Origin of the sequence: Janthinobacterium sp. SUN073 (genome assembly GCF_030397665.1) — a bacterium.
Classification (GTDB): domain Bacteria; phylum Pseudomonadota; class Gammaproteobacteria; order Burkholderiales; family Burkholderiaceae_D; genus Janthinobacterium.
The window spans coordinates 57,843-75,469 of sequence record NZ_JAPUBT010000008.1 but is presented as its reverse complement, the minus strand read 5'-3'; the positions used below and the strand labels follow the sequence as shown (position 1 = coordinate 75,469).

The 17,627-nt window shown below is 64.2% G+C and carries 13 protein-coding genes; 5 read left to right on the top strand and 8 right to left on the bottom strand.

The window, feature by feature from the left end; genetic code table 11:
• Positions 1-35: 35 nt before the first annotated feature.
• A complete protein-coding gene (locus tag O0882_RS20455) occupies positions 36-1,310 on the bottom strand; it encodes a cytochrome c (protein ID WP_289950937.1) in 1,275 nt (424 codons plus the stop codon).
• Positions 1,307-2,035 (bottom strand): c-type cytochrome, encoded by a 729-nt coding sequence (locus O0882_RS20450; protein WP_289950935.1) that lies wholly within the window; start codon positions 2,033-2,035, stop codon positions 1,307-1,309. Before O0882_RS20450 ends, O0882_RS20455 begins: the two co-directional genes overlap by 4 nt.
• A 152-nt stretch (positions 2,036-2,187) precedes the next feature.
• Between O0882_RS20450 and O0882_RS20445 the strand changes: the two genes are divergently transcribed.
• Entirely contained in the window at positions 2,188-3,606 is a 1,419-nt protein-coding gene (locus tag O0882_RS20445; RefSeq protein ID WP_289950933.1) for a PLP-dependent aminotransferase family protein, read from the top strand.
• A 6-nt stretch (positions 3,607-3,612) separates the two neighbouring features.
• Here the strand turns inward: O0882_RS20445 and O0882_RS20440 are convergent, their stop codons facing one another.
• Genes O0882_RS20440 through O0882_RS20430 form a run of 3 tightly spaced genes read right to left on the bottom strand, consistent with a single transcriptional unit; the run spans position 3,613 to position 5,221 of the window.
• Positions 3,613-4,041: an SMI1/KNR4 family protein gene (locus tag O0882_RS20440; protein WP_289950932.1), complete on the bottom strand. Its 429-nt coding sequence runs from the start codon at positions 4,039-4,041 to the stop codon at positions 3,613-3,615.
• A 16-nt stretch (positions 4,042-4,057) separates the two neighbouring features.
• Entirely contained in the window at positions 4,058-4,708 is a 651-nt protein-coding gene (locus O0882_RS20435) for a 3'-5' exonuclease (protein ID WP_289950930.1), read from the bottom strand.
• A 9-nt stretch (positions 4,709-4,717) separates the two neighbouring features.
• Entirely contained in the window at positions 4,718-5,221 is a 504-nt protein-coding gene (locus O0882_RS20430; protein WP_289950928.1) for a ProQ/FINO family protein, read from the bottom strand.
• Between the two features lie 575 nt (positions 5,222-5,796).
• Here O0882_RS20430 and rpoD point away from each other — a divergent pair.
• On the top strand, positions 5,797-8,355 hold the full coding sequence (gene rpoD / locus O0882_RS20425; RefSeq protein ID WP_289950926.1) for an RNA polymerase sigma factor RpoD: 2,559 nt from the start codon (positions 5,797-5,799) through the stop codon (positions 8,353-8,355).
• A gap of 67 nt (positions 8,356-8,422) precedes the next feature.
• Here rpoD and O0882_RS20420 read toward each other — a convergent pair whose 3' ends face one another.
• The 3 genes from O0882_RS20420 to ppc all read right to left on the bottom strand — a co-directional run bounded on the left by O0882_RS20420 (position 8,423) and on the right by ppc (position 14,432).
• Positions 8,423-9,562 carry an HAF repeat-containing protein gene (locus O0882_RS20420; RefSeq protein WP_289950924.1) on the bottom strand — a complete coding sequence of 380 codons (1,140 nt, stop codon included), beginning with the start codon at positions 9,560-9,562 and terminating at the stop codon, positions 8,423-8,425.
• Between the two features lie 55 nt (positions 9,563-9,617).
• On the bottom strand, positions 9,618-11,414 hold the full coding sequence (locus O0882_RS20415) for a PAS domain S-box protein (protein WP_289950922.1): 1,797 nt from the start codon (positions 11,412-11,414) through the stop codon (positions 9,618-9,620).
• Positions 11,415-11,591: 177 nt separating this feature from the next.
• Positions 11,592-14,432, bottom strand: a complete 2,841-nt coding sequence (gene ppc, locus O0882_RS20410; protein ID WP_289950920.1) for a phosphoenolpyruvate carboxylase — start codon at positions 14,430-14,432, stop codon at positions 11,592-11,594.
• 272 nt (positions 14,433-14,704) lie between these two features.
• On the opposite strand from ppc, the gene hemC reads away from it, so the two are divergent.
• From hemC to O0882_RS20395, 3 genes are read left to right on the top strand one after another with little or no spacing between them, the layout of a single operon-like run.
• The gene (hemC, locus tag O0882_RS20405; RefSeq protein ID WP_289951238.1) at positions 14,705-15,685 is read left to right on the top strand and encodes a hydroxymethylbilane synthase; all 981 of its coding nucleotides are present in this window, start codon (positions 14,705-14,707) and stop codon (positions 15,683-15,685) included.
• Positions 15,678-16,460 carry a uroporphyrinogen-III synthase gene (locus O0882_RS20400; protein ID WP_289951236.1) on the top strand — a complete coding sequence of 261 codons (783 nt, stop codon included), beginning with the start codon at positions 15,678-15,680 and terminating at the stop codon, positions 16,458-16,460. Before hemC ends, O0882_RS20400 begins: the two co-directional genes overlap by 8 nt.
• Entirely contained in the window at positions 16,457-17,623 is a 1,167-nt protein-coding gene (locus O0882_RS20395; protein ID WP_289950917.1) for a uroporphyrinogen-III C-methyltransferase, read from the top strand. The genes O0882_RS20400 and O0882_RS20395 overlap by 4 nt, the downstream gene beginning before the upstream one ends.
• Positions 17,624-17,627 lie beyond the last annotated feature (4 nt).

The window sequence follows — 17,627 nt, the reverse complement described above, 5'->3', positions numbered from 1 at the left end:
AAAAAAGCCGGCGCGAGCCGGCTTTTTCATGTCTGCTACTCCAATGGCACGCTGCGGTAGCGATTCACTTCCAGAGCGCTCACCGCCGGCGCATCATTGCCCCACGAAGCGCGCAGATACGTCACCACGGCGGCGACTTCCGCGTCATCCATCACGGGGCCGAACGGCGGCATGCCGTAGGGGCGCGGGTTGCCGCTGGTGCCGGGCGCGAAGCCGCCGTTGAGCACGAGGCGGATGGCGTTGACGGCCGAGTCCGTCGTCAGCGCGCGGTTGCCGGCCAGCGGCGGGTAGCCGGGTGGTACGCCCTTGCCGTCGGCCTGGTGGCAGCTCGCGCATTGCGCCTCATACAGTTTCGCGCCCAGCGCCAGTTGCTGCGTGGCTTGCTCCGAGGTGCCGCGTGGCGCCTTTTTCGCCGCTTGCGCGGGGCCGGGCAAGCTTTTCAGGTACACGGCCATCGCCTGCACGTCGGTGGTGCCCATGTGCTGCAAGCTTTGCCGCACCACTTCCGCCATGGGGCCGAAGACGGTGGCGCGCGGCGAGACGCCTGTTTGCAGCAATTCCACGATATGCGCCGTGTCCCAGTCACCCAGGCCCGCTTCCGCGTCCGACGTCAACGACGGCGCATACCAGCCCAATACGGGGATCAAGCCGCCCGACAGGCCGTCGTCGCTGCCGCCCAGGGTGGTGCGGCTGCTATGGCAGGCGCTGCAGTGGCCCAGGCCCTGCACCAGGTAGGCGCCGCGGTTCCATTCCATGCTTTTAGTCGTGAGCGGCTGGTACACGCCCGGCTTGAAATACAGCGCGCGCCAGGCGGCCAGCGCGATCTGCTGGTTGTAGGGGAAGCGCAGCGCGTGCGGCGCGTTCGCCTGCCTGTGCGGCGGCACACTCTGGAAATACGCGTACAGGGCGTCGCTGTCCTCGCGCCGCACCTTGGTGTAGCTGGTGTACGGAAAGGCCGGATACAGCAGCCGGCCATCCTTCGACTTGCCGTTGTGGATGGCGCGCCAGAAATCGTCGGCCGTCCAGCTGCCGATGCCCGTTTCCTTGTCGGCCGTGATGTTGGGCGAGAGTACCTTGCCGAACGGCGTTTGCAGTGCACGGCCGCCCGCGTACGCCACGCCGCCGCGCGTTGTGTGGCACGCCATGCAATCACCCGCCCTGGCCAGGTAGGCGCCGCGCGCGACCAGCTGTTGCTGGCTCAGGGTGCTGGCAACGGCGGGCGGGCCGATGTCGTCGTCCGGGTATAGCAGGAACTTGGCGCTGCCGCCTGCGATCAGCACCAGGCCGGCCGCGATCATCCATTTCTTCATGGCGCCACCTGCGCGGTAGAACCTGGCACGCCGCCGCAGTGCAGCGGCAAGGGCAGGGCGATGCCGCTGGCGGGGCGCGCGTCGGCGCTGGCCACTTGCGTGCCCAGCCAGGCCGAGACGGCGCCCACGTCCGCGTCCGACAGGCGCTGCGCCACTTGCGCCATGCAGTCGGGCGCATGGGCGCGGCGGATGCCGTTCTTCCAGGCGCCCAGCTGGGCGTTGATGTAGTCGCGCGGCAAGCCCAGCAAGCCGGGGATGGCGGGCGCCACGCCGGCCAGTTTCTCGCCATGGCAGGAGATGCAGGCGGGAATCTTTTTCCCACTGTCGCCGTGCAACACCAGCTGCTTGCCACGCGCCAGGGCTGTCGTGCCGGCGCTGCTGGGCTGGGCCGGCGGCGGGGCGGGGTGCTGCGCCGCAAAATACTCGGCGATTTCGCGCAGGTAATCGTCGGGCAAGTGCTCGACCATGTAGTTCATCATTGGATACTGGCGCCTTCCCTCGCGGAAATTGAGCAGCTGGTTGTACAGGTAGCCGGCCGGCTTGCCGGCGATGCGGGGAAAGAAGGCGTCGTGGCGTTCCTTGGGCGCATGGCAAGCCGTGCACGCCTTGATGCGCTGTTCCAGGCTGTCGTGGCCGGCTGGCACGCTGGCCGGTGCGGCCAGCGCCATGCCGGGCAAGGCGCAAGCCAGGGCCAGCAGCAGCACGAGGGGGGAATGCGGTAGCATGGGAAGTTGCATGGGAAAATAACCTGTCTCGTCGGTCGATATGGCGTGCCGGTGTTGTTGCCCGGATATTATTACCCTAGCATATAACGGGCGCTGTCACTGTGACAGGATCAGTTGTGCAATAAAAATACGGATCAGTTTGAGGAGCAGGGTTGAAACGCTATGAAGAATTGGCGGAAGAAGTCGCCGCCATGATCAGCACGCAGCTGTTGCTGCCTGGTGATAAGTTGCCTTCCGTGCGCCAGCAGCATGCGCGGCGCGGCGTGAGCCCGTCGACGGTGTTCCAGGCGTATTATTTGCTCGAAGCGCGCGGCATGATCGTCTCGCGTCCCCGCTCCGGCTATTACGTGGCGCCGCAGCGCGCCGCGCTGGCGCCCGAGCCGGATAGTTCTCGCCCGCTCGACGCCAGCACCACTGTCGACGTCAGCGACCTCGTCTTCGAGGTGCTGGGCGCCGTGGGCGCGCGCGATATCGTGCCCTTCGGCTCGGCGTTTCCCAGTCCGCATCTGTTTCCGATGGAACGGCTGGCGCGGGCCGTATCGGCCAGCATGCGCCGCCTCGATCCGTGGAGCACGGTCACGGATTTATCCCTGGGCAATGCGGAATTGCGCCGCCAGATCGCCCTGCGCTACCAGCTCGACGGCGTGCTCGTTTCCAGCGACGACATCGTCATCACGAATGGTGCGCTGGAAGCGCTGAACCTGTGCCTGCAAGCCGTCACGCGGCCCGGCGACACGGTGCTGATCGAGTCGCCCAGCTTTTATGCCTGTCTGCAGGCGCTGGAACGGCTGGAACTCAAGGCCGTCGAGATCGCCACCAGCCCGCGCGACGGCGTCGACCTGGCGGCGCTGGAAGAGTTGCTGCAACGCCACCAGCCCAAGGCGTGCTGGCTGATGACGAGTTTCCAGAATCCCCTGGGCAGCCTGATGCCGCCGGAAAAGAAGCGCGCACTGGTGGCACTGCTGGCGCGCCATGGCGTGCCGCTGATCGAGGATGATGTGTATGGCGAGCTGTATTTTGGCAAGCAGCGCCCCGGCCTGACGAAAAGCCATGACAGCGCGGGACTGGTCATGCATTGCAGCTCGTTTTCCAAGACCCTGGCACCCGGATTCCGTTTGGGCTGGGCCGTGGCGGGCCGCTACGCGCGCCAGGTCGAGCGCTTGAAACTGACCACCAGCCTGTCGGCGCCGATACCGCTGCAGATGGCGCTGGCCGATTACCTGGTGCACGGCGGCTACGACCGCCATTTGCGCCAGTTGCGGCTGACCCTGGCGGCGCAGCAAAACACCATGCTGCAAGCCATCGCCGTGCATTTTCCGCCCGGCACGCGGGTCACGCGGCCGCAGGGCGGTTATTTTGTCTGGGTGGAAATGCCTGCCGGCATCGATGCGCTGGCCTTGCACCGCAGCGCGCTGGCGGCCGGCATCAGCATCGCGCCCGGTCCCATCTTTTCCGCCACGCGCGCGTTTCGCCATTGCATCCGCCTCAATTACGGCCACCCGTGGAGCGCGCAGCTGGAAGAGGCCATCGCCACGCTGGGGCGGCTGGCGGCGCAGCAGCTGGCGCCGTAGGGGAAGTCAGCCGGGACGGCCGGGCAGGGCGAGAAAGGCGGTAAAGTCGGGCGCCACCATGCTGGCGGCCCCCGTTTCGTGCGACCACAGCACGACTACCGGCTCGCCCGATGGGCCGATGTGGCCATAGTCGAAACAATAGCAGTCGCCCGTGCCGAATTGCGCGAAGGGCAGCAGGCTGGCGCAATCGATGCCGCTGCCGGCGAAGTTGTCCAGCCACGCCTGCCAGCCTTCGCGGTAGTGGCGGTCGATCGATTCCCAGGTCTTGCGCGGATTGTCCGCGTCGTAGACGGGAAACAAGGTCAGCGCGCCCAGTGCGCGGCCATTGTTGGCCAGCAGCCACGCGGCGTGCGATGGCGGCAACGGGCGGCCCAGCGCCTGTGCCGCAGCGGCGATGGCTGCGACGCTGGTGCCGATGCTGTTCTTCCTGCGCATGCGATGAACGCTGGAATCAGGCCGCCGAAGCGGGCGCCGCGGGCGGCGCAGCGGCCGGGCGCGGGGCTTTTTGCGGCGTGACTTTGCCGCCGTCGGCGATCCAGCGACGGTACACGCGCAGGGCCACTTGCGCATCGTCGGCCGCGTACAGGATCTGCTTTTCCGTCAGGCGCGAGGTGGCCCAGTTGGTGGTGGATATCTTTTTCGATTTCTGCAGGTGCAGGCCGAAGAACTTGGCCACGGCCGTCTTGGCGCCCAGATCGTTGCGCTGGCCGCCGCGCAGGGCGACGGACAGGTCGAGCACCTGAGCTGGAACAATGCCCAGTTTGTTGCGCAGGCGCTTGACGTCGTCGGACAGGCCAAAGCCCACCTTCAGAGTGGTGGTCGATTCGAGGATGGCTTTGAGTTCGGCCAGGGCCGGCGCCGGCGTGCTGCCCACCTGGAACAGGTAGGCGATGTCGTCGGTGGCCAGCTGGATCAGGTGCGGCCCCGTGGAGGACTCGCCCTTGACGAAAGTCGGCTTCGATTCCGTATCGAAGCCGATGGCGTCCGCGGCCAGCAGGGCGGCCATGGCCGCTTTTGCATCATCACTGGTGCGTACCAGCTTGACGTGCTCGAGTGCAATGCCTTGATACGGGGGCAGTGGCGGTGCGGCAGCTGTGTCCATGAAACCGGATCAGCCTTTGCGCGAGAATTTCGCGGTCAGCTGATTCAGTTTTTCCAGGCGCAAACGGTTCGCTTCTTCGGCGGCGGCCGCATCGCGTTCGGCTTTCTTGCGCTCGGCTTCTTTCTTGAAGCGCTGCTGCAATACTTGCGTGGCGTGGTCGCGGTGGGTTTGCGTCACTTCCGCGCCGGCAGTGCCGTCGAGGTCGTAGCGGATCTTGGCTTTTTCCATCATGCGCAGGTAGCGCAGCGAACCCGTGTGGATGCCCAGCGCCGTGCGCATCAGCTTGCGGTCCAGGTCCGGCAGACGCGCCAGGATCTGCTTGTCTATACCGATCGACAAGGGCAGGCAATCGCGGAATGGCGGGAATTGCTCCTGGAACTGCTTCAGCAGGGCGCGCGCGGTCAGGCCGGCAGGTGCCGGCGTGGGCGCCGCTGCGGCCGGCGCCGCCGCTGGGGCTGCATCGACTGGCGTGTCAGGAGTGGTGGCTTGCTGGTCTGGCGTGGAGCTGGTCATCGACATCATTGGTTGGGCTATAAAAGGGGAGCATAGCACGCGCCACAGGCAAGTGCATTGTCTTTTTTGGCAACTTGCGCAGAGATAAGCGGGTGCGTACTACAGTGCCCGCAGCGCGAAATGCGGGAAATGTGTATAATGTCGGCTTGCGCTGATGACTGGACCCCGTATTTGACGGTCTGGCTCAGGTGTGCAGGGGATAGGAGCAGTGCGGTGCAGGGCCCAATTATTAGTATTTTTGATATCGGATATTTTGCTTATCAATTATCCAGATAACTGGCCTTCGTGCATAATCTTGCTCTCCGCTGTGTCTTCACTGAACAACAATAGATTCAAGCCCGTTCTGGTACGGGCTTTTTTTCATTCCGCAATGTACATCGCTTATTTATCTGATCCGGCTTCGGCCCCGCCGCCCTCATTACGGGATGCGCGGGCTTTGAGCGCCCCGATAAGCAGGCGCCGCTGCCGTTAACGGCAGCCGCAACAATACGCTCCATCGAGTCCGGTTTCGCAGGCTTAGGTGGAATCATTCACTTCGCGCCGACACCATCTGGTCTCGCATTAAGAGATATCTCATGAAGAATACGCCAAAAACTTTAACGTTGTCCGCCAAGGCGCCACGCCCAGCCGCGGCACCACTTGCCGTACCCAAAACGACTTTATCTTACTTCATCGATAATGCGCAAGCGAATCCGGAAGCCACCGTCACGACGGCGCCCACCGTCGTCACCGTGGTGAAGAAAAGCCGTTCGCGCCTGGCCGCCGTGCCACCGGCCGATGCGGCTGTGGAAGCGGCCGTCAGCGCCCCGGCTGCCGAGGCTGTTGCCGACGTGGCCGAGACCGCCGAAGCCGTACCGGCCAAGACGCCAAGCGTGAAGATCGCCCCCGGCGCCAAGGCCCCGGCCGCGCCGCGCAAGATCAGCGAAAGCGCCGCCACGAACAAAGTGGTGACGGCAGCCCGTTCGAAAGTCGTGCGCGCCAAGCCTGAAGTGGCGCCCGTGACCATCATCACCGGCGCGCAAGTGGTCAGCAAGACCACCGACGCCGATGCCCTGGCCGCCATCGATACCTCGAATTACTTCTTGCCGACCGTCAAGGTGCCAGGCCGCCGTGGCCGAAAACCAAGCGAATTCACGCCGGAAAACGATGAAGTGGCAGCACTCAACGCCGTCGAACGCGCCGAATTGAAGGCCGTGTCGAAAGCGCGCGACCGCAAGGCCAAGGGCGGTCTGGCGGACGCATTGGGCGATCCGGAAGCCTCGGCAGCGGACCTGGAACGCCGCCGCAAGCAAATCACGGGCTTGATCAACATGGGCAAGGAACGCGGTTTCCTCACCTATGCCGAGATCAATGACCAATTGCCGGAAAACATCATCGATCCGGAAGCGATCGAAGGCATCATCGCCACCTTCAACGACATGGGCATCGCCGTCTACGAGCGCGCCCCTGACGCGGAAAGCCTGTTGTTGACCGACAACGTCGCCACCGTCACCAGCGACGATGAAGTGGAAGCGGCTGCCGCGACCGCCCTGTCGACGGTCGACTCCGACTTCGGCCGCACCACCGACCCCGTGCGCATGTACATGCGTGAAATGGGCGCCGTGGCGCTGCTGACGCGCGAAGGCGAGATCGAGATCGCCAAGCGCATCGAAGGCGGCCTGAAAGACATGATCCAGGCGATTTCCGCCTGCCCCACCACCATCGGCGAAATCGTTGCACTGTCGCAAAAAATCGCGCGCGACGAAATCAAGGTCGATGAAGTGGTCGACGGCTTTGTCGACTTGAACGAAAGCAATGCCCCGGCACCCGCCGCCGCTCCCGCGCCCGCTAGCGCCAGCGGTGACGACGAGGAAGAGGAAGAAGAAGCCGAGGAAGAGGACGGCGACGCCAATGGCGGCGCTGCCGGTTTCTCCAGTGAGCAATTGGCCCAGCTGAAAAAAAATGCGTTGGAGAAATTCAACGTCATTTCGACGCAGTACGACAAGATGCGCAAGGCGCCAGAGGGTTACAACTCGAAAGCCTACATCAAGGCGCAGGAAGCCATTTCGCAGGAATTGCTGGGCATCCGCTTCACGGCCAAGGTCGTGGAAAAGCTGTGCGACACCTTGCGCGGCCAGATGGAAGAAGTGCGCCACATCGAGCGCGCCGTGCTGGAACTGTGCGTGAACAAATGCGGCATGCCGCGCGCCCACTTCATCAAGGTATTCCCGGGCAATGAATGCGACCTGGAATGGGTCGACCGCGAAGTCGATTGCAAGTATCCGTACAGCGCCATCCTCAGCCGCAACGTGCCTGCCGTCAAGGAACTGCAAAAGAAGATGATCGACCTGCAAGCGCGCGTGGCCCTGCCACTGGCGGACCTGCGCAAGATCAACAAGCAGATGGCTGCCGGCGAAAAGCGCGCGCGTCACGCGAAACGCGAAATGACGGTCGCCAACTTGCGCCTGGTCATCTCGATCGCCAAGAAATACATCAACCGCGGCTTGCAATTCCTCGACCTGATCCAGGAAGGCAACATCGGCTTGCTGAAGGCGGTCGATAAATTCGAATACCGTCGCGGCTACAAGTTCTCGACCTACGCCACCTGGTGGATCCGCCAGGCCATCACGCGTTCGATCGCCGACATGGCCCGCACCATCCGCGTGCCGGTGCACATGATCGAAACGATCAACAAGATGAACCGCATCTCGCGTCAGATCATGCAGGAAACGGGCAGCGAACCGGACCTGGCGACCCTGGCCGTCAAGATGGAAATGCCGGAAAACAAGGTGCGCGAGATCATGAAGATCGCGAAAGAGCCGATTTCCATGGAAACGCCGATGGGCGAGGATGGCGATTCGCAACTGGGCGACTTCATCGAAGACAACACCACGCTGGCACCGCTGGATGCCGCACTGCACGCATCGATGCGCAACGTGATCAAGGAAGTGCTCGATTCCCTGACGCCGCGCGAAGCGAAAGTGCTGCGCATGCGTTATGGCGTGGAAATGTCGAACGACCACACCTTGGAAGAAGTGGGCAAGCAGTTCGATGTGACGCGCGAGCGCATCCGTCAGATCGAGGCGAAAGCCATGAGCAAGCTGCGCCAGCCTTCGCGTTCGGACAAACTCAAGACTTTCCTGACGCAAAACTAAGCGTAGGGCAAGCACACAAAAAAAGAGGCGCAAGCCTCTTTTTTTTTCGTCCATCCCTAGCGTTGGCTTACATGAAACGCGTGCGCGCGCCCAGCAGGCCCAGGCGATAGTTGCGCTGCAATTTGTACAGCACCACGCCGCTGGCGGAGATGAGAATGGTGATGAGCAGCCAGTCCAATGGATTGCTGCGCTGCGGTGCGGGCGCCGCTTGCGACGGTACGGCGAAGGCCTGGAACTTGTGCCCTGTGTAGATGGCGCCGACCACCAGGCCCGCATCGGTGATCTTGTTGGTCAGGTACAGGCCGTCGTCGCGGCGGCGCACCGTCATCACGCCTTCCTTGTAGACAAAGGTCATCGGCTCAAAGCCTTTGATGCTGACGCTGCCGACGACGTGTCCGGCCGCGTTGACTGCCGTGGCGTAGCTGTCGCCCTGGCCGATCATGGCACCCAGGTCGAGCATGCGCTTGCCATCCCAGGCAAACGCGTGCCAGCGGCGCTTCTCCGTTTCCGACGCGCCCACGACCAGGCCGGCGTCATTGAGGGCGGTGGCTGAACTGATGCGTCCGCCGGGCAGGGTACCGATTTCCTGCATGCCCGTGCCGGGGCGGTAGACGAAGGCGCGGCGGTAGCCGTCGCCGCGCTGCGCCGTGCCCACCACCACGCCATGTGTGTTCAAGCCGCTGGCATAGCTGCTGGCGCCGCCCAGGGTGCCCAGGTCTTGCAGGCTGTGGTCGGCTTTCGTCACAAAGGCGTGGAAATCGCCGGCGCTGGTGTCGGCATAGCCGGCGATCATGCCGTCGCGCGTGATGGCCGTGGCATAACTGCTGGTGCCGCCCAGGGTGCCCAGGTCGCGCATGCCGCCCGCCGCGTCGTAGCGGAAGGCGTGCCAGGCGCCGGCGGCCGTCTGCGCCGAGCCCACCACCACGCCATGGGTATTGATGGCCTTGGTAAAGCCTTCATTGCCACCCAGGGTGCCCAGTTCGCGGATGCGGCCATGCTGATAGGTCACGGCGCGGCGCCGTCCTTCTTCTTCCATGATGATGCCGGCCACCAGGCCGGCCGGGTTCAGGTCGGAAGCGATGCTGCCATTGCCATCCCTTTCACCAAAGCCGCGTTCGGCATAGATGGTGGCGCTGGCGGTGGGGATGGCGGCCAGCAGGAGCAGGCCGAGCAGTGGGGCGGGGAAGCAGGCGAACCGTGGCGGCATGATAGTTTCCTCAAAGAAAAAACTTACTATACTTTTTTATGTCGCAAATGCATACTTAATTTACTACCTTTTTTGCTAATTTTTGTGTTTTAGCATGATCGGCACGGCGCTGGCCTGCCTGCTGGGGCAGGTGGATGGCCAGCGCCGTGCCGCGGCCCGCCTGGCTGTCGATGCGCAGTTCGCCGCCCAGCGCATGCACACGTTCGCGTATGCTTTTCAGGCCGAAGGCGGCCCGCTTGCCGTGGTCGCCCGGCTGCATGCCGATGCCGTTGTCGCTGATGCGCAGGACGATGGCGTCCGCATCTTGCGCCAGCGCCACTTCCACTTCGCTGGCCTGGGCGTGGCGCACGATATTCGACAGCGATTCCTGCAGCACGCGGAAGATGGCCGATGTCTGGCGCTGGTCCAGGCCCAGGTCGGGCGCCTCGCTGTCGAGCGTGAGCCGGTAGCGGATGGCGCCACGGCTCTCCATCTGGCGGATCAGCCACTCGGCCGCGGGGCCCAGTCCCAGCTCCAGGGTGCTGGGATGCAAGTCATTGATGATGGTACGCACGGAGCGGATGGTGGCGTCGATGGTGTCGAGCACGCGCTGTGCGTGGCGGTGCAGGCGCGGGTGGGTGGTGGCCGTGCGCGCGTGCAGCAGCGACACATCGATGCGCAGCACCATCAGATTCTGGCCCAGGTCGTCATGAATATCGAGCGCGATGCGGCGTCTTTCCTGTTCCTTGATGGTTTGCTGGTGGTCCGTCAGTTCGCGCAGCTGGGCCAGGGTACGCTCCAGGTTTTCCTCGTTGCGCTTGCTGTCGGTGATGTCGACGGCCATGGCGATGATCATCTGCGGCCGGCCTTGCGCGTCAAACACGGGTTTCTTGTGCGTCTGCACCAGGCGATTTTCCTGCAACTGCGCGTTCCAGACCAGTTCTTCGCGGATCACCACTTTGCGGCTGGCAAACGCTTCCTGGTCGGCCGCGTGGAAGCCCGTGTTCTGATCGCTGGGAAAGTGTTGCAGGTCGCGCCCTTCGGCGATGTCTTGGTGGAGCACGCCCCATTGCTGCTCGCAGGCCTGGTTCATCAGCACGATGCGCGAATCGGCATCTTTCAGGAACAGCGACAGGGGCATCATGGAAATGATGTCCTGCAGCCGCTCTTCGCTGCGCGCCAGGGCCGCTTCCGTTTGTGCGCGCATGGCGATTTCCGCGGAGAGCTGGAGATTGACATCGAGCAATTGGGCCGTGCGCAGGGCCACGCGGCTTTCCAGCTCCGCATGGGCCAGGCTCAACGCGTGTTCGGCCCGCTTGTGTTCGGTGATGTCGCTGGCCAGCACCAGTGCGCCCGTCACGGTGCCGTGCTGGTCGTACAGGCGCCGTCCGCTGAGCATGGCCCAGCGCTGCGTGCCGTCGCCATGCTGGTATTGCAGTTCGCCCATGCAGCTATCGCTCGCCGTCTGGCGTAGCGGACACAGGCGCAGCAAGGTGGCCTCGTCGTGGAATTCCTCCATGGTGTGGTACAGCAGCTGCCCGGCGGGGACGCCCAGCATGTCGCACAGGCGCTGGTTGACGTACAGGATGCGGCCTTGCGCATCCGTTTGCCACATGCCGTCCTGCGCCGTTTCGCTCAGGTGCTGGTAGCGCATGAGGCTATCGTCCAGTTGCGAACGCGTGCTGGCGAGGTGGGCGCGCAGCCTGCGCATCAGCCACATGGCCGTGCCGGCGGCGGTCGCCAGCAGCAGGGTCAGCCAGACATGCTCCCAGAAGTCGAGCGCCGGCCAGGCCGCACCGGCCAGCCAGCCCAGCATGATCAGGATGAGGGCGGCGCAGGCCGCACTCAGCGTTTCAATCGACCATTTGCTCATCCGCGTCCCTGGCGTCATGGTTGGCCGCTGCGGTGTGCATGGGGCCGAAGTTGGGAAGGTGTCTACCGCTAGTGTAATACCAATTGTTGTTTTATTGAGAATATTTTGCAATTGGGCAAGCAAAAGGGCCGGCCCTTGCGGTGCCGGCCCTTGTCTGCCGATGGCAGCCTGGCGTGATCAGCCCGTGTTGCGCAGGCCGGCCGCCACTCCGTTGATCGACAGCTGGATGCCGCGGTGCACCCTTTCGTCGATCTTGCTTTCCGCCGACAGGGCGCGGTTGCGCTTGATCAATTCCACTTGCAAGTGGTTCAGCGGATCGAGATAGGCGAAGCGGTTCTGGATCGAGCGGGCCAGCAGCGGATTGCCCGCCAGGCGCTCCGTGTTGCCGGTGATGAGCTCCAGGCAGCGCAAGGTGTTGCCATGTTCGTCCGTGATGCGCTTGTAGATGCGTTCGCGCAATTCCTGGTCTGCCACCAGTTCCGCATAGCGCGAGGCAATCGCCAGGTCCGTCTTGGCCAGCACCATGTCCATGTTCGACAGCAAGGTGGCAAAGAACGGCCATTCGGCGTACATGGCGCGCAGGGTGGCGATTTTTTCATCTTTCGACGCGCCGTCGGCCTGGTCGATCCAGGCCTCGATGGCGCTGCCGAAACCGAACCAGCCCGGCAGCAGCAAGCGGCATTGGCCCCAGGAAAAGCCCCAGGGAATGGCGCGCAAGTCTTCGATGCGCTGGTTGGCCTTGCGCGAGGCGGGGCGCGAACCGAGGTTCAGCTCGGCGATTTCCGCAATCGGCGTGGCCGAGAAGAAATACTCCGTAAAACCCGGCGTTTCATACACGAGGTGGCGGTAGGCGTGATAGGCCAGGTCCGACAGCTGCGCCATCACGGCTTCGAACTGCGCCAGCTCGCTTGCGTGGGCCGGATTGGCTGCCTGCGGCGCCAGGCTCGCTTCGAGGGTGGCAGCGACCAGCAATTCCAGGTTGCGCCGGCCGATTTCCGCGTTGGAAAACTTCGAGGCGATGATTTCGCCCTGTTCCGTCAGGCGGATCTGCCCGTTGACGGTGCCTGGCGGCTGGGCCAGGATGGCTTCATAGCTGGGTCCGCCGCCGCGGCCCACCGTGCCGCCACGGCCATGGAACAGGCGCAGCTTGACGCCGGCCTTCCGGAAATCCGCCACCAATGCCAGTTCCGCCTTGTACAGTTCCCAGTTGGAGGTCAGGAAGCCGCCATCCTTGTTCGAATCGGAATAGCCGAGCATGACTTCCTGCAACTGTCCCTGCTTGGCGATCAATTGCTTGACCAAGGGCAAGGCCATGACCTCGCTCATGATGCCGGCCGCGCGCTGAAGGTCGGGGATCGTTTCGAACAGGGGAATGACCATCAGCTCGCACGTGCTCGCGCCAGCTTGCCAATCGGTGCGCAGCAAGCCCGTTTCCTTTTGCAGCAGCAACACTTCCAGCAGGTCGGACACGGTTTCCGTGTGCGAAATGATGTAGTTGCGGATGGCCCGTGCGCCATAGCGCTGGCGGATGTCGCGCGCCGCGCGCAGGATCGCCAGCTCGGAATCCGTTTCCGTGGCGTAGGCGATGTAGGGCGAATACAGCAGCCGCGGCTGGCCCAGTTCGCTCAACAGCAGTGCCTGCTTGTCTTCCTCGGACAGGGACGTGTAATCGGCGGCCACGCCGCTTTGCGCGAACAGGTCGGCCAGCACGCGCTCGTGCACGTCGGACGTCTGGCGCATGTCCAGCGATGCCAGGTGGAAACCGAAGATGTCGGCCGCGCGCGCCAGCGTGGCCAGGCGCGGACGCACCAGGGCCGCGCCGTGGTGCGCTTCGAGCGAGGCGACGATGGTGCGCAAGTCGGCGACAAACGCGGCCGCGTCCGGATAGGCGGCGGCCGGCCCCACTTCCTTGCGCAGGATGTTGGTGGCGCCCAGGGCGCGGGCCGTGGCGGCCAGGCGCGCATAGATGCCGATCAGGGCGCGGCGGTACGGCTCGTCGCTGCGGTGCGGCGAGGCGTCCGGCGACTGGTCGGCCAGTTCCTGCAGTTCGGCGCTCACGCCCACCATCAGGGTCGAGACGGACAATTCCGCGCCCAGCGCGTGCGCTTCGTCGAGGTAAAAGTCGAGGATGGTGGTGGCGTGGCGCGCCAGCGCGTGCTGCATGGTGCCCGCGTTGACGTTCGGGTTGCCGTCGCGGTCGCCGCCGATCCAGCTGCCCATCTGCACGTAGGCGGCATTGATCGGCTCGATGGTGCCGTCGCCGTTCGGGTATTCGGCGGCGATGTCGTCCTCGATGTCGTCATACAGGCCCGGCAGTTCGCGCAGGAAGGTGATGCGGTAGTAGGACAGGGCATTTTCGATTTCGTCGGCCACCGTCAGCTTCGAGTAGCGCAGCATGCGCGTCTGCCACAGGGTGGAGACGCGCGAGCGCAGCAGCTGCATGTTGGCGTGCCGCTCTTTCGGCGTCTGCGGCAGGTCGCGCTCGGCCAGCAGTCGGGCGATGTCGTGCTCGGCGTCGAGGATGCTCTTGCGCTGCACTTCCGTCGGGTGGGCCGTCAGCACGGGGGAGATCAGCGCATCCTGGAAGAAGGTATCGACCGTCTTGCGCGGCACGCCGGCGGCGCGCAGTTTTTTCAGCGCGAAGCTGACGCTGCCCTTTTGCGCGGGCGAGCCGGCCAGCAGGTGGGCGCGGCGGCGGCGGATGTGGTGCTGGTCTTCCGCAATGTTGGCCAGGTGCGAAAAATAGGAAAAGGCGCGCACCACGGAAATCGTCTGTTCGCGGCTCAGTTCTTTCAGCATGGCGTCGAGTTCCAGCGCGGCGTCCGCGTCCGCTTCGCGGCGGAAGCGCACGGACGTCTGGCGTATGGTTTCCACCACATTGAAGACGGCGTCGCCTTCCTGTTCGCGCAACACGTCGCCCAGCAGGCGGCCCAGCAGGCGGATATCTTCTTTCAGTGGCGCGTCCTTGTCGGAAGCGGCCGCTGGAACTATTTCTGGTGCTACTGCGTCATTGAGCATAATAAAGAACCAAAGTAAGTGTAAAAGCAAGGGAATGTGGATCGCACCGGGCGTTTGGCCGCAGAGGGGAGGGGCGCATGATAAAATTTGTGGTCTTCAACATGGACGCTAGCCTGACTTGGCCTTCTAGGCCAAGGGATAACGATTATAGCGACGCCGGGTGCCTTTTCGATATAAATTGATATCGGACGGGCGAATTGGCAACGATAATGACAACCACAGCCACAGCGAAAGAACTTGTTTTGAAAGCATCCGAATTGACCCCGAACGAATTGACCCAGAATATTCCCGCCCGCCTGGTGATCGCCACGCGCGAGAGCCGCCTTGCCATGTGGCAAGCTGAACACGTGCGTGCGCGCCTGGCCGCCCTGTATCCGCAGTGTAGCGTTGAAATTCTCGGCATGACCACGCGCGGCGACCAGATTCTGGACCGCGCCCTGTCCAAGGTAGGCGGCAAGGGCCTGTTCGTCAAGGAGCTGGAAGTGGCGATGGAAGAAGGCCGCGCCGATCTGGCCGTGCATTCGCTGAAAGACGTGCCGATGGAGTTGCCAGAAGGCTACAGCCTGGCCGCCATCCTCGAGCGCGAAGACCCGCGCGACGCGTTCGTCTCGAACGACTACGCCAGCCTGGCCGAGCTGCCGCACGGCGCCGTGGTCGGCACCAGCAGCCTGCGCCGCCAGTCGCTGATCGCCGCGCGCTACCCGCATCTGACGATTTTGCCCCTGCGCGGCAACCTCGATACGCGTTTGGGTAAACTGGATCGCGGCGATTATGCCGCCATCATCCTCGCCGCCGCCGGCCTGAAACGTCTGGGCCTGGCATCGCGCATCCGCGCCGTGCTGGCGCCGGAAGACAGCCTGCCGGCCGCAGGCCAAGGCGCCATGGCGATCGAGATTCGCAGCGGCCGCGTCGACGGCGCCGACCTGGTGCGCCTGCTGGCGCCGCTGAACCACACGGCCACGGCGCAAGCCGTCACGGCCGAGCGCAAGGTGTCGAAGATTTTCGGCGGCAGCTGCCAGATTCCGCTGGCCGCGTTTGCCACCGTCGAGGGCGAACAGATGCGCTTGCGCGCCATGGTCGCCACGCCCGATGGCGCGCGCATAGCCAGCGCCGATGTCAGTGGCCCGGCCAGCGCGCCGGAACAGCTGGGCGAACAGGTGGCCGAATTGCTGCGCGGCCAGGACGCCGCCGGCATCCTCGCCTCGTGCGCCGTTACCCCCGACAACCATGAAGGCCTGGCGCCGCATGCCTGACAGCGTGGTGATCACGCGGCCCGCGGCGCAGGCGGGGCCGCTGGCCGCCCGCATCGAGGCGCTGGGCTGGCCCGTGACCCTGCTGCCGCTGCTGGAAATCCACGCGCTCGATGGCGAACAGGAATGCGCGCAGCTGCAAGCCGTGCTGGCGCGCCTGATGGAATACGACCTGGTGGCGTTCGTTTCGCCCAACGCCATCGATTGCGTCTTTGCGCACCTGCCCGCCTGGCCGCCAGGTGTGCCGCTGGCCGTGGTGGGCGAGGGCAGCAAGATGGCCTTGGCCGCGCATGGCGTCACGCACGCCAACGCCAGCATCACCAGCCCGTTTGACACGGCGCGCAGCGATTCCGAACATCTGTTGCTGGCGCTGGACTTGCCGGCGCTGCGCGGCAAGCGCGTGCTGATCGTGCGCGGCGACGGCGGACGCGACTACCTGGCTGACGGCTTGCGCGCGGCCGGCGCGCAAGTCGAGTTCGTCACGGCTTACCGCCGCAAGGTGCCAACGCTGACGCCGGCCTTGCGCGCGACCCTGGAAAACCTGTTGCAGCATAATAATGACTGGATCATCACCAGCTCGGAAGCGTTGCGCGGTTTGCTGGCGCTGCTGGGCGAAATGGGGGATGAAAAGATGGCTGTTGCAAAAATGCAACAGCAGCATTTGATCGTGCCGCACGCGCGCATTGCACAAACGGCGGCGGCCCTGGGTTTTGCCCGTGTCACCTTGACAGGATCAGGCGACGCAGGAGTGCTCGCCGCGTTACAATCACGACCATGAACGAAATGCCTACACTCTCCGAACCGAATGCAACGCCTGGCAGCGCCGTGAAGACGGCGCCGCAGGCGGCCGACCAACCTGCTGGCCGCGCGCCGACCTTGCTGGAACAGCTGCAAAAGCCCATGAGCATCGCCGTCATCGTGCTGGCCGTGCTGCTGGCTGCGCAAAGCTGGTCGACCAGCAAGCAGATCCGCAACCTGCGCGAAGAAGTGGCCAAGCGCCTGCAAAAGGGCGATGTCAGCAATGCCGAAACGGGCGTGCTGGCGCGCAACGTGCAAGAAGGCACGAAAGAGCTGCAAATCAAGGTGGGCGCGCTGGAAAATCGCCAGAGCGAAACCCAGAGCCAGCAGCTGGCGCTGGAACAACTGTACAACGACCTGTCGAAAAACCGCGACGAGTGGGCGCTGACGGAAATCGAGCAAGTGCTGTCGACGGCCAGCCAGCAGCTGCAGCTGGCAGGCAACGTGCCCGGTGCGCTGATCGCCCTGCAAAACGCCGACCGCAGCCTGTCGCGTTCCGACAAGCCGCAATTCATCACCATCCGCCGCGCCATCGGGCGTGACATGGAAAAACTCAAGGCCCTGCCCAGCGTCGATTCGACGGGCGTGGCCCTGCGCCTCGATGCCGTGATCGCCCAGATCGACGCCTTGCCGATGCTGTCCGACGAAACGCCGGCCTTGCCGGCGGCGCCGGAAAAGCCGGGCAAGGCCAAGACCAAGGCCGGGGCCAAGCCCGTGCGCGATGCCAGCGGCAAGCTGGTCGGACCGCCGGCGCCGGAACCGCTGCTGCAAACAGTGCGCGACGGCTTCAATACCTGGAGCGGCGACATGTGGAATGACGTGCGTCAATTGATCCGCATCCGCAGAGTCGATACGCCGGAAGCGCTGATGCTGTCGCCGACGCAATCGTATTTTTTGCGGGAAAACGTCAAACTGCGCCTGCTGAATGCCCGCATGGCTTTGTTGTCGCGCAATGAAACGGCTTTCCGCAACGACTTGATCGCCGCCCAGGATGCGCTGGCCAAGTATTTCGACACCCGCGCCAAGAGCACGCAGACGGCGCAAGCCTTGCTGCGCCAGGTGCAGGGCAGCAACCTGGCCATCGAAATGCCAACCTTGTCCGACAGCCTGACGGCTGTGCGCAACTACAAAGCGAAGTCCTGAGCCC

Excerpts from the sequence above, each read along its gene's own strand:
- O0882_RS20455 (WP_289950937.1), bottom strand. The coding sequence starts at position 1,310 with ATGAAGAAATGGATGATCGCGGCCGGCCTGGTGCTGATCGCAGGCGGC.
- O0882_RS20440 (WP_289950932.1), bottom strand. The coding sequence starts at position 4,041 with ATGCGCAGGAAGAACAGCATCGGCACCAGCGTCGCAGCCATCGCCGCT.
- O0882_RS20430 (WP_289950928.1), bottom strand. The coding sequence starts at position 5,221 with ATGACCAGCTCCACGCCAGACCAGCAAGCCACCACTCCTGACACGCCA.
- O0882_RS20415 (WP_289950922.1), bottom strand. The coding sequence starts at position 11,414 with ATGAGCAAATGGTCGATTGAAACGCTGAGTGCGGCCTGCGCCGCCCTC.
- O0882_RS20395 (WP_289950917.1), top strand. The coding sequence starts at position 16,457 with ATGAACGAAATGCCTACACTCTCCGAACCGAATGCAACGCCTGGCAGC.
- rpoD (WP_289950926.1), top strand. The coding sequence starts at position 5,797 with ATGAAGAATACGCCAAAAACTTTAACGTTGTCCGCCAAGGCGCCACGC.
- O0882_RS20400 (WP_289951236.1), top strand. The coding sequence starts at position 15,678 with ATGCCTGACAGCGTGGTGATCACGCGGCCCGCGGCGCAGGCGGGGCCG.
- ppc (WP_289950920.1), bottom strand. The coding sequence starts at position 14,432 with ATGCTCAATGACGCAGTAGCACCAGAAATAGTTCCAGCGGCCGCTTCC.
- O0882_RS20420 (WP_289950924.1), bottom strand. The coding sequence starts at position 9,562 with ATGCCGCCACGGTTCGCCTGCTTCCCCGCCCCACTGCTCGGCCTGCTC.
- O0882_RS20435 (WP_289950930.1), bottom strand. The coding sequence starts at position 4,708 with ATGGACACAGCTGCCGCACCGCCACTGCCCCCGTATCAAGGCATTGCA.
- O0882_RS20450 (WP_289950935.1), bottom strand. The coding sequence starts at position 2,035 with ATGCTACCGCATTCCCCCCTCGTGCTGCTGCTGGCCCTGGCTTGCGCC.